Origin of the sequence: Amycolatopsis acididurans (assembly GCF_012328925.1) — a bacterium.
GTDB lineage: Bacteria > Actinomycetota > Actinomycetes > Mycobacteriales > Pseudonocardiaceae > Amycolatopsis_E > Amycolatopsis_E acididurans.
Genome location: NZ_JAAXLS010000009.1, coordinates 1 through 14,206, shown reverse-complemented (window position 1 = coordinate 14,206; position 14,206 = coordinate 1). Strand labels below are relative to the sequence as shown.

At 67.7% G+C, this 14,206-nt stretch carries 11 protein-coding genes and 1 pseudogene; 6 read left to right on the top strand and 6 right to left on the bottom strand.

The genetic code is table 11. From position 1 onward, the window contains the following. Positions 1–2 precede the first annotated feature (2 nt). The 3 genes from HFP15_RS15565 (at position 3) to HFP15_RS15555 (ending at position 4,252) form a co-directional block, all read left to right on the top strand. The gene (locus tag HFP15_RS15565; protein ID WP_168516096.1) at positions 3–1,211 is read left to right on the top strand and encodes a 2-oxo acid dehydrogenase subunit E2; all 1,209 of its coding nucleotides are present in this window, start codon (positions 3–5) and stop codon (positions 1,209–1,211) included. Positions 1,212–1,226: 15 nt separating this feature from the next. Next, positions 1,227–2,630, top strand: a complete 1,404-nt coding sequence (gene lpdA, locus HFP15_RS15560) for a dihydrolipoyl dehydrogenase (RefSeq protein WP_168516094.1) — start codon at positions 1,227–1,229, stop codon at positions 2,628–2,630. 299 nt (positions 2,631–2,929) lie between these two features. Then, positions 2,930–4,252 (top strand): MFS transporter, encoded by a 1,323-nt coding sequence (locus HFP15_RS15555; protein ID WP_168516092.1) that lies wholly within the window; start codon positions 2,930–2,932, stop codon positions 4,250–4,252. A gap of 63 nt (positions 4,253–4,315) precedes the next feature. On the opposite strand, the gene HFP15_RS15550 is transcribed toward HFP15_RS15555, so the two are convergent. Further along, entirely contained in the window at positions 4,316–5,554 is a 1,239-nt protein-coding gene (locus tag HFP15_RS15550; protein WP_168516090.1) for a M24 family metallopeptidase, read from the bottom strand. Positions 5,555–5,678: 124 nt separating this feature from the next. After that, a complete protein-coding gene (locus HFP15_RS15545; protein WP_168516088.1) occupies positions 5,679–6,740 on the bottom strand; it encodes a LacI family DNA-binding transcriptional regulator in 1,062 nt (353 codons plus the stop codon). 209 nt (positions 6,741–6,949) lie between these two features. On the opposite strand from HFP15_RS15545, the pseudogene HFP15_RS15540 reads away from it, so the two are divergent. The 3 genes and pseudogenes from HFP15_RS15540 (at position 6,950) to HFP15_RS15530 (ending at position 10,403) form a co-directional block, all read left to right on the top strand. Next, a pseudogene (locus tag HFP15_RS15540) lies at positions 6,950–8,405 on the top strand (NAD-dependent succinate-semialdehyde dehydrogenase). A gap of 13 nt (positions 8,406–8,418) precedes the next feature. Next, a complete protein-coding gene (locus tag HFP15_RS15535) occupies positions 8,419–9,507 on the top strand; it encodes a zinc-dependent alcohol dehydrogenase (RefSeq protein ID WP_168516086.1) in 1,089 nt (362 codons plus the stop codon). Beyond that, a complete protein-coding gene (locus HFP15_RS15530; RefSeq protein ID WP_168516084.1) occupies positions 9,504–10,403 on the top strand; it encodes an NAD(P)-dependent oxidoreductase in 900 nt (299 codons plus the stop codon). Before HFP15_RS15535 ends, HFP15_RS15530 begins: the two co-directional genes overlap by 4 nt. A gap of 313 nt (positions 10,404–10,716) precedes the next feature. Here the strand turns inward: HFP15_RS15530 and HFP15_RS15525 are convergent, their stop codons facing one another. The 4 genes from HFP15_RS15525 to HFP15_RS44145 all read right to left on the bottom strand — a co-directional run bounded on the left by HFP15_RS15525 (position 10,717) and on the right by HFP15_RS44145 (position 14,029). Beyond that, on the bottom strand, positions 10,717–11,529 hold the full coding sequence (locus HFP15_RS15525; protein ID WP_168516083.1) for an ExeA family protein: 813 nt from the start codon (positions 11,527–11,529) through the stop codon (positions 10,717–10,719). Beyond that, positions 11,526–12,956, bottom strand: a complete 1,431-nt coding sequence (locus HFP15_RS15520) for a DDE-type integrase/transposase/recombinase (RefSeq protein WP_168516081.1) — start codon at positions 12,954–12,956, stop codon at positions 11,526–11,528. Before HFP15_RS15520 ends, HFP15_RS15525 begins: the two co-directional genes overlap by 4 nt. 92 nt (positions 12,957–13,048) lie before the next feature. Then, positions 13,049–13,441, bottom strand: coding sequence for a hypothetical protein (locus HFP15_RS15515; RefSeq protein ID WP_210717321.1), 393 nt, complete (start codon positions 13,439–13,441; stop codon positions 13,049–13,051). A gap of 330 nt (positions 13,442–13,771) precedes the next feature. Continuing rightward, the gene (locus HFP15_RS44145) at positions 13,772–14,029 is read right to left on the bottom strand and encodes an SMP-30/gluconolactonase/LRE family protein (protein ID WP_376768874.1); all 258 of its coding nucleotides are present in this window, start codon (positions 14,027–14,029) and stop codon (positions 13,772–13,774) included. Between the last annotated feature and the right edge of the window lie 177 nt (positions 14,030–14,206).

The window sequence follows — 14,206 nt, the reverse complement described above, 5'->3', positions numbered from 1 at the left end:
CGATGCCCGCACTACTGAGAATGCCCGGTGTCGCGGCCGACAGCACCGACGCGATCCTGGCCGGCTGGCAGGTCGCGGAGAACGCCGAGTTCGCCGCGGCCGAGGCCATCGCCACCGTCGAGACCGACAAGGCGAACGTCGACATCGAAGCCGAAGCCGCCGGCGTCATCCTCAAGTACCTCGTCGCCCCGGGCACCACCGTGGAGGTGGGCGCACCGATTGCACTGACCGGTCGTCCCGGCGAAACGGTGGCCAACCTCGACCAGGCACTGCGCGATCTCGGTGTCGGTGCCGCGGAACCAGCCGGGAAACAACACGATCGCGGCGCCGACGGCCGGCGTCTGTTCGCCACTCCGCTGGTGCGCCGCCTCGCCCGGGAGGCCGATCTCGATCTGAACGGGATCGCCGGAACCGGACCCAACGGCCGCATCGTCAGACGCGACATCGCCGAGAGACTGGCCGCCGGAACACCGCCGGACGCGGCGCCGGCCGCACCCCCACCCGCCACGGCTCCGATGTTGACCCCGCCGGCCGGGGCCACCGACACCCCGCACTCGCGGATGCGCAGGGCCATCGCCTCCCGGCTGACCTCCAGCAAGCAGACCGCTCCTCACTTCTACGTGCGAGGCAGCGCCCGCGTCGACGCACTGCTGGCGCTGCGCACGCAACTGAACGAAGCGGGCGAGGTCAAGATCTCGGTCAACGATCTGATCGTCAAGGCCGCTGCGCGAGCGCACACGCTGGTGCCCGCGATGAACGTGATCTGGCTCGACGACGCGGTCCGCTCCTTCGACGACGTCGACATCGCGGTCGCGGTCGCGTCCAGTCGCGGTCTGATGACCCCGGTGGTGCGTGACGTCGACCGTCGCGGAATAGCCGCGATCGCCGCCGACACGCGGGATCTGGCCGAACGTGCCCGCCACGGCAAGCTCAACCAGGAGGAGCTCGAGGGCGGCTCGCTGAGCATCTCCAATCTCGGCATGTACGACACCGAGGAATTCTCCGCGATCATCAACCCACCGCAGTCGGCGATCCTGGCTGTCGGTGCGGCCCGGTCCGAACCGGTGGTGATCGACGGGGAGCTGGCGGTGGGCTCGATGCTTCGGGTGACCCTGTCGGTGGATCACCGCCCCATCGACGGAGCCGTCGCCGCCGAATGGATGAAGGCATTCCTCGACGTTCTGCACGCCCCGCTGCAGATCCTGATGTGAGGTCGTAACCAGGTCATGGCTGACAACTTCGATGTCGTCGTTCTCGGTGCCGGGCCCGGCGGCTACGTGGCTGCGATCCGCTGCGCCCAGCTCGGACTCCGCACGGCGATCACCGAGCAGAAGTACTGGGGCGGCGTGTGCCTCAATGTCGGATGCATCCCTTCGAAAGCGTTGCTGCGCAACGCCGAACTCGCCCACACCGTGACCACGAAGGCCCAGCTGTTCGGTATCACCGGCCAACCCGGCTTCGATTACGGCGCGGCATTCGACCGCAGCCGCGACGTCGCCGACGGACGCGTCAAAGGCGTGCACTACCTGATGAGGAAGAACGCGGTCACCGAAATCGACGGCCGGGGCACGTTCATCGATGCGCACACCCTGTCGGTGGCAGGCCCCGGCGGCGGCACGCGGACCGTCACCTTCGACCACGCGATCATCGCCACCGGCGCCGAGACCAAACTGCTGTCCGGGACCTCGCGTTCGGCCAACGTCGTCACTTACGAGGAACAGATCATGAGCCGCGACCTGCCGGGATCGGTGCTCATCGTCGGTGCCGGCCCTATCGGCGTGGAGTTCGGCTACGTCATGGCCAACTATGGCGTCGACGTGCACATCGTGGAGGCTCTCGACCGCGTGTTACCCAACGAGGACTTCGAGGTCTCCAAGGAAATCACCAGGGCCTACAACAAGCTCGGTGTCACCATCCGGCCCTCCACCCTCGTGCGGTCCATCGACGACAACGGTGCCGAGGTCGCGGTGTCGATTGAGGACACCACCACCGGCGCGACCGCGACGGTCACCGTCGACAGGGTGCTGCAGGCCGTCGGATTCGCCCCGCGCGTGCGCGGTTACGGCCTGGAGAACACCGGCGTCGCGCTCACCGACCGAGGCGCCATCGCGATCTCGGCCACCATGCAGACCACTGTGGACCACATCTATGCCATCGGCGACGTTACCGCAAAACTTCAACTGGCCCACGTCGCCGAGGCTCAAGGTCTCGTGGCCGCTGAAGCCATCGCCGGAGCCGGCCCCACCCCCATCCGGGACTACCGGTTCATGCCGCGCGCCACCTTCTGCCAGCCGCAGGTCGCCAGCTTCGGCCTGACCGAGCAGCAGGCCCGCGACGAGGGCTACGCGGTGAAGGTCGCGACTTTCCCCTTCACAGCCAACGGCAAGGCACACGGACTGGGGGAGCCCACCGGCTTCGTCAAGCTCCTCTGTGACACCACGTATGGGGAACTGCTCGGCGGGCACCTCATCGGCCCCGACGCCGCCGAATTGCTGCCCGAGCTGACGCTGGCTCACAAATGGGACCTCACCGTGCACGAACTCGCCGGCAACGTGCACACCCATCCGACACTGTCGGAGGCGCTGCAGGAGGCAATTCAGGGCTTGTCCGGCCACATGATCAACCTCTGAGCCGGTCCGCGAGTGGATCCGCGCTGCGAGCGCGTTCGACTGCAAACCACTGCAAATAGAGTCCGGCAGGGTCGCCCGCGAACGCCCTGCTTATCGCGAAAATTAGCTGCTCATCCATCATTGCAAACGATTGTTTCACTAGCTACAGTGCTAGACAGCGATCTGCACCACAACGACGTCCAGCTGCGAAATCCACGGGCATCGGCGCCGACCGTGCGCCGCCGATGCGAATGACGCCTGCTCGTCGACACCATCACCCGGTTTCCGACAACGACAAGCATCGCCGAAAGGACCCGACGATGAACCTCAGAACCGGCCGCAGCGAAGCGGTCACCCCCACGACCGCGCGCACACCGTCGGTCAATCCTCTGCGCGCAGCGGTCGCCGGTGGGCTCGGTTCGCTCATCGAGTACTTCGACTTCGCCATCTACGGCTTCGTGGCGGTCTACATCGCTGGGCATTTCTTCCCCAATGACCGGCCGGCGGTCGGGGTGCTGGCCACGATGGGTGCGTTCACGATCGGCTACGTCGTCCGCCCGATCGGGGGCTGGTTCTTCGGACGGATGGGAGACCGGCGCGGACGGAGCAAGGCGCTCGTCGTGACGGTTGTCGCCATGGGGGTCTGCACCACCGCCATCGGGCTTTTGCCCAGCTATGCCACTATCGGAATCCTTGCACCGATCGCGTTACTCGCGTTGCGTATCGTACAGGGGTTTTGTGCCGGTGGTGAGGCGGCCGGTGCCGCGTCGTACGCTGCGGAGTCCGCGCCGCCGGGCAGGCGAGGCCTCTATACGTCCCTCACTCCCATGGGAACGACGGGTGGTTACGCGGTTGCCGCGATCGTCGTCGGCGTCGTCACGATGACCCTGTCGTCGGCGCAGATGCAGTCGTGGGGTTGGCGGATTCCATTCCTGGTGGTGGCGCCGATCACGCTCGTGTGCGCCTTCTTCCGGTTGAAGCTCGAAGATTCCCCCGAATTCCTCGAAATGGCGTCGCGGCAGGTCGCGAAGAGCCCGCTCAAGCAGGTCGTGTCCCAGCATCCGGTGCGGGTCCTGCAGGCGGCGTTGCTGACCTTCGCGACGTTCGGCACCTCGACCCTGGTGCTCACCTATTTCCCGACCTTCTTCATCAAAACTCGTGGCATCAACGCGAACTCGTTCTACTGGATGATGGCCGTGGTGATTTTTCTGGCGTTGTTGCTGTTTCCCTTCATCGGCTCGCTCTCCGACCGGTTCGGCCGCAAACGAGTGATGCTGGCCGGGTACTGCGGTCTGGTGGTGCTGGCGTATCCCTTGTTCTGGTCGTTCGAGAACGCGCGGAGCCTGGTCGTGATCGGCCTCGTCTTCCTCGTGTACTACCTCGTCAACGGCACCACCATCGCCGCTGCCTTCCTCGTGACGGTCGAACTGATGCCCCGAGCCGTCCGTTACACTGGCGCGGCGCTGGGCATCAACCTCGGCCTGATCGCCGTTGGTTTCGGACCCACCGTCGCCGCCGACCTGGTGAGCCACCTCGGGAGCATCACCCCGATCGCCCTGTGGCCGGCCATCTGTGGCGTGGTCGGCGCCGCGACGCTGTTGCTCGGCATGCGCGAGACCGCCGGAGCGGAACTCCCGAAGTGACGCCCTTCCCGGGCCACGCCCACCCGTCCGACGCGGTGACGCCGCGCCGGACGGGTGGTGGCGTCAGTAGGGATTGGCGACAACGAGATCCTCGGCGGGATACTTGGTGATCACCACCGGGCCCTCGTCGGTGACGACCACCTCTTCTTCGATGCGCGCGGCGGAGTACCCGTCGGTCGCGGGGCAGTACGTCTCGACTGCGAAGACCATGCCGGTCTTGATCTCGACGGGATCGCGATAGCTGTTGAGGCGCGAGATGATCGGCCGTTCATGCAGGCCGAGGCCGAGGCCGTGACAGAATTGCAGTCCGAAGGCGGAGAGCTCGTCGTCGAAACCTAGCGACTCGGCGGTCGGGAACAGCGAGGCGATCTCGTCGGAGCCCACCCCCGGCCGGATCGCGGCGATCGCGTTGTCCATCCACTCGCGCGCCCGCCCATAGGCGGTACGCTGCGGATCGGTGGCCTGGCCGACGCTGAAGGTGCGGTAGTAGCAGGTGCGATATCCGTTGAAGGAATGGATGATGTCGAAGAATGCCTGATCGCCCGGCCGGATGATGCGGTCGGTGAAGTTGTGCGGATGAGGATTGCAGCGCTCACCCGAGATCGCATTGACCGCTTCGACCTGATCGGATCCGTAGCCGTAGAGCTTCTTGGCCGCCAGTGCGACGATCTCGTTCTCCCGGACCCCGGGCTTCAACGCTTCCACGATGTCCTGATAGACACCGTCCACCATGGCCGCTGCCTGGTTGAGCAGCATGATCTCGTCGATGCTCTTGATCTCGCGCGCGTCGAGCATGTGTTGCTGTGCGTCGACGACATCGAGACCTTGCCGGCGCATCTCGAACAGGAACGGCGGTTCGACGATGTCGACGCCGACAGGTGAGTTCTGCAGGCCGAGGTCCACGAGAATGCCCTTGATCTGCCTCACGGCGTCGGCCATGAGACCGGCACGAGGGGAGACGGCGCCGCGGAAGCCAAGGAAGCCGGGATGGTTGTTCTCCTGCCGCAGCCAGGGCGCGTACAGCTGATGGTGCTTCACCGCCGAGCCGAAGTCCCATAAATGTGGCTCTCCATCGCGGGTGAGCAACGCATAGCGGATCATCTTGTCGCCGAGCGCGCCGCCGACCCAGGACTGAGTCGTGTAACGGATGTTGTAGAAGTCGAAGAGCAGGAACGCGCCGCACTCGCTCGATTCCAGTGCGGCCCGCGCACGCTTGAGCCGGTAGTCGCGCAATCGCGCGAAGTCGACGCGCGTCTCGTAATCGACGCCCATCCGGCCGGGAGCGGGAAGTTGTTGGACCATGGGCAGCTGTCTCTCCAGTGACGTCAGAGCGGGACGAGTAGACGCTAGCAAAAGCATGCAAACGATTGCAATGAGACTCGAACGTGCGTGACGCCTCGGGTTCGTGGGAGGACGGCTCGGGTGCTTATCCGGCGGCCCTGTCGCGGGCGGGGGCGGCGGCCGATGCGCGGATCACCAGTTCCGGTTCCAGCGCAACGGTGGTGGGCGGTTCCTTGTGCTGGTCGAGCTGACCGAGCATCATTGCCGCGACCCGCCTTCCCAGCGCGTTGCTGGGAAGGCGCACAGTGGTCAGCGGTGGCGTCACATGCGCGGTCAGGGGTGCGTCGTTGTAGCCGACGATTGACACGTCCTCGGGGCAGCGCAGGCCGGCTTCGCCGAGTGCTTCCAGCGCCCCGATGGCCATGAGGTCGTTGTGCGCGAAGATCGCGGTCGGCCGGCCCACGTCGGCTGTCAGCAGTGCCGCTGCCAGTCGCTTGCCCTCATCGGTGGTCGGTGCGCCTGCCCGGTCGTGGGCGACGATCTCGGTGCAGTCGTGTTCCGCGACCACTTCCTGGAAACCGCGTGCGCGTCCCGCGAACGACGACACGTCCTCGGGGCCGCGGAGCTGTGCCAGCCGCCGATGGCCCAGGCCTGCGAGATATTCCGTGACCAGCCGCGCACCAAGGACGTCGTCGTGAGTGACCGTGTGATGGCCGCCGCCGCTGACCCTCCGCACGGCCAGGACCACCGGCAATGACTTTTCCAAAGTGGATATGAAATCGCTGTCGCCGACATGAGCGGCGCTGACGACGATGCCGTCGACTCGGCGTGCGATGAGTTGCTCACAGACCCGGCGGAACGTCTCGGGATCCTCGTGTGTCTCGGATACGGCCGTCATGTAGCCGCGCGGGCCGAGTACTTCCTCCAGGCCGCGCAGCATCGGCGGCAGGAACGGGTTGCCGAGATCGGCCACGACCGCCCCGATCATGCCTGTGCTTCCCTTGCGCAAGCTGCGCGCGAGAACGTTGATCCGGTAGCCCAGTTCGCCGGCCGCGGTCTCCACCCGTTGGCGGGTCTCGCTATTCACCAGATGGCGGCGTTGGGGGTCGAGGGCCCTCGACGCGGTGGCGACGTGAACGCCGGCCCGAACGGCGACGTCCTTGAGTGTGACGTCCGACATGCGCCTCCCCTCGGCACGGTGGGCCACCTTGTCGCGTGGCCTCCGGCCACTCTACGCGGCCTGCAACTGTTTGCGCAGAAGGTAGGGCATCCGGTGTGGCTGCGCCCCGGATGCTCCTTGACGGGGTTCCGGAGATCGCCATAAGCTGGGAGCAATCGATTGCAATTTTCCGATCCCCGGTCCCCGACAGCGCAGGGAGGCCGTGGGTGCCTCCAGTTCGACCGAACGGAATCCGCATGCCCCATCCCTCTGTCCGCACCGACCTTGCCGATCAGCTGTTCATCGCCGGCGCCTGGCGTGACGCCAGCGACGGCAGCGTGTTCGAGGTCCTCGATCCCTCCGACGGTGCGGTGATCGCCACTGTGGCCAGCGGATCGCCGGACGACGCCGCCGCCGCTGTCGATGCGGCGGCGGCCGCAGGCCCGGCCTGGGCGGCCACTGCCCCCCCGCCTCCGCGCGTCCGTCCTGTTGCGTGCGTTCGAGGCGATGATGGAACGTAGTGACGAGCTGGCTGGGCTGATCGTCCGGGAGAACGGCAAGTCCTGGGCGGATGCCGTGAGCGAGGTGGCCTATGCCGCGGAGTTCTTCCGTTGGTATGCCGAGGAAACTCCGCGCGTCGACGGGCACGTGCGGACCGCACCCAACGGCGACAAGCGGATTCTGGTGGTCCATCAGCCGATCGGCACGGCCGTGCTGGTCACGCCGTGGAATTTCCCTGCGGCCATGGCCACGCGCAAGATCGCGCCCGCCCTGGCCGCGGGCTGCCCGGTGGTGCTCAAACCCGCATCCGACACTCCGCTGACCGCGCTGGCGATAGCCGGACTGCTCGCCGAGGCGGGGGTGCCCGACGGCGTGGTCAACGTCGTGCCGGCACGACGGTCCGGCGCCGTGGTGGCCGCCATGCTCAACCATCCCGCCACCCGCAAGCTGTCGTTCACCGGATCCACCGAGGTGGGCCGGACGTTGTTGCGCGGCGCGGCGGAGAACGTGCTCAGTGTCTCGATGGAACTGGGGGGCAACGCACCTCTGCTGGTCTTCGACGACGCCGACCTGGACACCGCCATCGAGGGCACGTTGGTGGCCAAGATGCGTAACGGCGGACAGTCCTGTATCGCCGCCAACCGTCTGTTCGTCCAGGCCGGCGTCTACGACGAGTTCGCCGAGCGGCTGTCCTCGGCGATGGCGGGCCTGTCCATGGGCTGTGGTCTGGACCGGTCGGTGCAGGTCGGCGCGATGATCAACGACGGCGCCGTCGGCGAGATGGAAGACCTGGTGGCACGCAGCGTGGAAGCGGGCGCTCGCGTGATGACCGGCGGCAAGGCGAGCGGCGGGGTGGGCGCCTTTTACCCGCCGACCGTGCTGACCGGCATCGTCGAGGACAACCCGATCCTCGAACACGAGATCTTCGGACCCATCGCACCGTTGGTCGAGTTCGAGACCGAACAGCAAGCCATCGCGCTGGCCAACGCGACCCCGTTCGGGCTGGCCTCCTACGTGTTCACCGCCGATCTGGCCCGCGCCCTCCGCGTCTCCGAAGCGCTGGACACCGGCATGGTCGGCGTCAACCGTGGCCTGATCTCCGACCCGGCCGCACCGTTCGGCGGTGTCAAGCACAGTGGGCTCGGCCGCGAGGGCGGCAGCGAGGGTATCCACGAATTCCTGGAAACCAAGTACATCGCAGTCGAGTGGTGAGAGGTAGGCAATCGTGCGTGCAGCGGTGTTCTACGGTCGCGGAGACGTCCGTGTGGAGGAGGTACCGGATGCCAAAGCAGGCCCCGGGGAGCTGCTGTTGAAGGTGGCCGGGGTCGGCATCTGCGGAACCGACGCCCACGAGTTCGACTCGGGCCCGCACATGTTCCCGATCGAGCAAGCCCATGCGGTCACCGGGCACATCGGCCCGATGATCCCCGGTCACGAACTGGCCGGCGTCGTCGAGGACAGGGGCGCAGGCGTCGGAGGATTCGAACCGGGGGCCCTCGTGGTGTCCGGTGCCGGCGTCTCCTGCGGCAAATGCTTCTGGTGTGAACGTGCGATGACCAATCTGTGCCGGCAGTACTCGACGCTGGGCCTGAACCGGAACGGGGCGCTGGCCCAGTACGTCGCGGTGCCCGCGTCGACGTGCGTCGACGCGTCCGGTCTCGGCATCACCGCCGACACCGCCGCGCTGGCACAGCCGATGTCGATCGCCGTGCACGCCATGCGGCGTGGTCGCCTGGGGCCCGGCGAATCGGCGGTCATCCTCGGCGCCGGTGGTATCGGTGCGTTCCTGACCTATGCGGCTGCCGACCGTTGCGACAGTGTCGTGGTCTCCGACCTCGACGCCGGGCGACTGCGGATCGCAAGTGCTCTGGGCGCCGCCCACACCGTGCACGCCGGGAGCGGGAGGAGCGTCGAGGATGTGCTGGCAGCCAACGACATCATCCCGTCGGTCATCTACGAAGTCTCCGGCAGCGCGACGGGATTCGAACAGGCGTTGAGCCTGGCTCCGCGCGGCGCGCGGCTGGTCATGGTCGGCTTGCAGCACGGCTCCCGGGACATCGATGTCCGCGATGTTTCGCTTCGCGAGGTCGAGTTGATCGGCACCAACGCCCACGTCTGCGGACTCGATCTGCCCGAAGCGTTGCGACTGCTGGCCTCTCGCGAGGGCGGATGGACCGATGTCGCACCGGTGGCGCTCTCGCTCGACAAATTGGTCGAGGAGGGCCTCCGGCCGCTGGCCGAGCGGCGCAGCACCCGGATCAAGACACTGGTCGATCCGTGGGCGGCCGAGTCCCGGAAGACGGTGGCATCATGAGCAACCCGAAGACGGTCGCGTTCCTGGGCCTGGGCCGCATGGGCCGCCCGATGGCGGCGAACATCGCCAACGCCGGGTTCCCCGTCGTCGTCTACAACCGCACCCGTAGCACCGCCGAGGACTTCGCCGCCGCGACCGATGGAGTCAAGGTCGCCGACAGCCCGCGTGAAGCGGCCGCGGGCGCCGACGTCGTCGTCACCATGCTCGCCGACGAGCCGGCCCTGCGCGCCGTCTACGAAGGTCCACAAGGTGCGCTGGCCGGCTGGTCGCCGCACAAGGTGGCGCTCGACATGGGCACCACAGGGCCCGCGGGCACCGCCTGGCTGGCCCGGGCCGTCGGGAATGCCGGAGGAACCGCCATCGACTCCCCGGTGTCAGGAGCGGTGAAAGCCGCGGAGACAGCCGGGCTCACCCTCATGGTCGGGGGCGCGGCCGACGTCGTCGAGGACCTGCGCCCGCTGCTGGAATCGATGAGCGCCACCATCTACCACCTCGGGGAGTCCGGTGCCGGTGCGATCATGAAACTCGCTGTGAACAATGTGATCTACGCGCTCGGGCAGGCGGTGTCCGAATCGCTGGTGCTGGCCGAATGCTCCGGCATCGATCGGGCGGAGGCCTACGAGGTGTTCTGCGACAGTGCGATCGCCGCGCCGATGGTCAAGTACCGCCAGGACAACTACACCAACCCCGGCACCTCGATCACGCAACTCGCCCTGACCCTCGCGGCCAAGGACCTGAAGCTGATCACCGCGCTGGCCGACGAGGTCGGTGCGCCGATGCCGCAGGCCATGGTCAATCTCGACACCGCGGTGCGTGCGATCGACGACGGCCTCGGCGACCACGACATGGCGGCGGTGGCGGTGTACCTGCGCAACCGGACATCGCCGAGATCCTGAACGGCCGAACCGCCCCGGACTCCTACCAGGAGTCACGGGACGGTTCGTTCTCATCCGCCGCCCCTCCGCATGAAAGGCTCCGTCCGCGGACCGGTTCTGGTGTCGATGGCGTAGAGCGAGGTGGAGGCGGTCAGGAAGAGAGTCCGCCAGTCCGGGCCTCCCCAATGCAGGTTGGCGACTTTCTCCGGTATTGTTGTCCGGCATTGGGGATGAGCATGTTGGCGGCGTTCGCGGTGAGCATGTCCGGGGATGAATCGACCCCGCCTGGCTGGTGCTGGGCGGGGTCGTGGTGTTCAGGGTGTCGGTGTGGTGCTCACTCTGCCGTGACTTCGGTGACGGCGATGCGGGCGGAGGATTCGTCGACGATGGTCTTGTCGTCAGCGAAGGCGGCGACGAGCGCTTGGAGTGCGAGGTTGTTGACCGCGCGGGGATAGCCGCGGCTGGTCTGGTGGATCAGCGCGGCGGCGTCGTCGGAGAACAGGGTGTCTGATCGTCCGGCGAGGCCGAGGTGGTGACGCAGGTAGCTGCCGGTTTCCTCGGATGTCATGGGTGGCATGGCGTAGCGCAGCCCGATGCGCTGGTCGAGCGCGGCCAGCGCGCCCATTTTCATCCGTCGCCGCAGGGTGGGCTGGCCGACGAGCAGGCAGGCGAACGGGCTGGTGGAGTCCATGTCGTGGTTGGTGAGCATGCGGATCGACTCCAGCTGGGCCTGATCGAGCAGGTGGGCCTCGTCCAGGACGAGGACGGGGGTGCGGCCGCGTTCGTCCTGTTCGGTGGCCAGCGCGTCGGCGGTCTGGGGGACGAGGGTGGCGTGGTGGACCAGGGGTTGCCCGCCGAGGGCGGCGACGATCTGGTGGTGGATGCCGCGGACCCCAACGGTCGGGTTGGGCAGATAGATGATTGTGTATCGGGAGTTGTCCAAGGTGGACAGGGCGGCGCGGACCGCGACGGTTTTGCCGGCGCCGACTTCGCCGGTGATCACGCCGATGCGGCGTTCGGCGACGCACCAGCCGATCCGGGCGACGGCTTCGCCGTGGGAGGTGTGGCGGTGCAGCATCCCGGGGGCGAGGTTGCGGCCGAAGGGGGTGCTGGTGAAGCCGTAGAAGTGCTGCATTTTCTCGATCATCGCGCGGTCTCCTGCGTGGTCTCTTCGCCGGTGAGCAGGTCGAGTTGCCCGGGAATCTCGCCGTCGCCGCCGTTTCTGCCGTTGTTGCCGGCGAGGGCGGCGTAGTTGACGCGCTGGGCGAGCTCGGCCTGGTGGGCGGTGTCGAGGAGGCGGGCGTAGTTGATCCCGGTCGAGACCGGCGGTGCCGGCGGGGTTTCCGGACGGGCCTTGGGGTGAGCGTGCCGGCCGAGGTGGTGCGGGACCGCGGTCCCGTGGGGAACACCGTCGAGACGGACTTCGACGGTGGTGAGGTCGAACGGGTCGAACAGCAGCTCGACCTTGCGCCCGACCAGCCCCGGATCGACCTGATAAGTGTTGCTGTGCAAGGAAACCGTGGCCGTCTTGGTGACGGTCCGGCGTTCCTCCCAGAGAAACGCCTCGGTCAGCGCGGCCGGAGCCGGCAGCGGGAACGGCCCGCCCGCCGACCAGCGCGCTAACGGTGGCTGCCCGGTCTCGGAGTGCACCGTCCGGTGATAGGAGGTTTCGGCCCAGGCGGCGAACAACCGGTTCAGCTCCAGCAGATCGCTCACCTGATGCCGGCCGGGGTGGCCGGGTTCGCCGGTGATCTCGACGAGGAACTGGTCCCGGACCGTGCGGAATACTCTCTCGATTTTGCCTCTGCCTTGCGGGCGGCCCGGGGTAGAGTGAGTGAGCTTGATCCCCAGTTTCGCGCAGGCCCGCAGCAGCCAGGCATCCACGAACGCCGACCCGTTGTCGACATAGATTCCGGCCGGGACCCCGCGCGAGGCCAGCGCCGGGCGCAGCGCGGCGGCAAGCCGGACGGTGTCCTCCGCATAGCCGAACCGGTAGCCGACCAGCGCCCGGCTGTGGTCGTCAATGAACGCGAACAAGTAAGTTTTGCGGCCGCCGACGTGCGGTCCGTGCAGGGCGTCGCCGGTCCAGAGCTCGTTCGGCCGGTCGGCCTCGAACCGGCCGAACACCGTGGCCGTGGTCGTGTCCGCGCGGGTCAAACCGAGTCGGGTGAAGTGCCGCTGCAGGGTCCGCTCGTCCGGGGACCAGCCCAGCTGCGCGCGCAGGATCCGCCGGATCCCGGCCGCGGTCCGGTCCGGGTTCTCCCGCCGCAACGCCACCGCCAGCTCCATCACCTCCACCGGCGTCCGCATGCTCGGCTGCCGCGGGCTGGGCACCAGCGCGTCGAACCCGCCGGCCCGCCAGTCCCGGATCCAGCGGTCCAGAGTCTGGCGCGAAACCCGCACCCGCCGCCCAAACGGATCGGTGTGCTCAGCGTCGGCGATCGCGCGGATCATCCGGCCGCGTTCCTTCGTCGAATGCCGCTGATCCGCGGCCTCGCGGATCAGCTGGTAGCGGAACAACCCGATCGCCCGGGCGCGTTCGGCCCTCGTTTTCTGCTCGTCCTCGGCGCTCACGCCGCGAACCTCCTCCTGCTCGGATCCACAATGGACCGAGCAAGACTCACCGCATGATCACCATCTGGGCAGGGTGAGCTCGTGTTGATCCACTAGCCAGGCCAGCCCGGAGCCAGCAACCGTCCACCCGAGACCGCAGCGGCCACCTCCCAGGGCGACACCTCGAGCACGAACCGGCGTGCTGCCGCCGCGGTCGCGGCCGTGATCGCGATCACTGCGTCGGCCCACGCATCAGCGCCGGGGTCGGGCATCACCGGATCCGGGTCCAGCGCCCGCAACCACACCGTGAACACGCCCCGGACCGCCTCCAACCGGCCGGCGAACCGGCGCAGCCAGCCCCGCACTGTCTCCGCCGGCCGCCCCAACGCCAGCGCGATCCGCCGATGCCCCGCGCCCGCGGCCTTCGCCGCCAGCGCCGCCCCGATCACCGCGGCCAGATCCGCCCGCCGCGCCAACGCCGCCACCGGCAGCAACACGTGTGTCACGCCGCAACCAGCGCATCGGGACCGGCGCGGCCGAAACCGCACCAGCCCAGCCGGTCCCCGCACCAGCCGGTCCCGGCCATGTCCCCAGCCCGACAGCACCGCAGCGCAGCCCGGGCAGCGCAACCGGCCCAACACGAGCTTCCGCTCGACGGCGGCCGCGTTCGCCTCTACCGTGATCAACCGGTGCCTCCGCACCACCTTCACGGCCCTCCCGCGGCGCTCCGGCAAGAGACGACGGGAGGGCCGTGGCCTGTTTCCGACCTGCTCACGGTGCCGCCGAACACGATCACCGGCAACCCCACCCCGCCGAACACGAACACGTGCTCACCCTCAACGCCGCAGCACTGCCCCGACATCCTCAGCCCGAATGCCGCCGAACACGGTATCCGGACTTTTCCGATGAGCAGTCCGTGCTGCGCGAAAACCCACACACCGCCGGGGCCCGTCACCCAGACGAACGTCGAAGACCCGGATATTCGCCTGGTCGGTGTCGTTGACGTAGGGCCGGTCCTCGTCCGGGGAAAAGCAAAGCCCGTTGGGGGGCGGTGAACATCGTCCGGTCCACGAGCAGTTGCGGATCGCCCCCACCCGGAGGTAGGCGACAGACGCCCTGAAAGCCCAGTTCGGGCTCACGCTCGGGGTCTGTCAAACGAGCGGTGTAACTCGGGTTGAAGGGGAACTACTTGCGTCCGGCGGCCAGACGGCCGTCGAAGGCGATCTCGAACGCGTTCAGCGCGGGTTTCCACCGCATCGTCCAGCGTTTCC

Excerpts from the sequence above, each read along its gene's own strand:
- HFP15_RS15565 (WP_168516096.1), top strand. The coding sequence starts at position 3 with ATGCCCGCACTACTGAGAATGCCCGGTGTCGCGGCCGACAGCACCGAC.
- lpdA (WP_168516094.1), top strand. The coding sequence starts at position 1,227 with ATGGCTGACAACTTCGATGTCGTCGTTCTCGGTGCCGGGCCCGGCGGC.
- HFP15_RS15555 (WP_168516092.1), top strand. The coding sequence starts at position 2,930 with ATGAACCTCAGAACCGGCCGCAGCGAAGCGGTCACCCCCACGACCGCG.
- HFP15_RS15550 (WP_168516090.1), bottom strand. The coding sequence starts at position 5,554 with ATGGTCCAACAACTTCCCGCTCCCGGCCGGATGGGCGTCGATTACGAG.
- HFP15_RS15530 (WP_168516084.1), top strand. The coding sequence starts at position 9,504 with ATGAGCAACCCGAAGACGGTCGCGTTCCTGGGCCTGGGCCGCATGGGC.
- HFP15_RS15525 (WP_168516083.1), bottom strand. The coding sequence starts at position 11,529 with ATGATCGAGAAAATGCAGCACTTCTACGGCTTCACCAGCACCCCCTTC.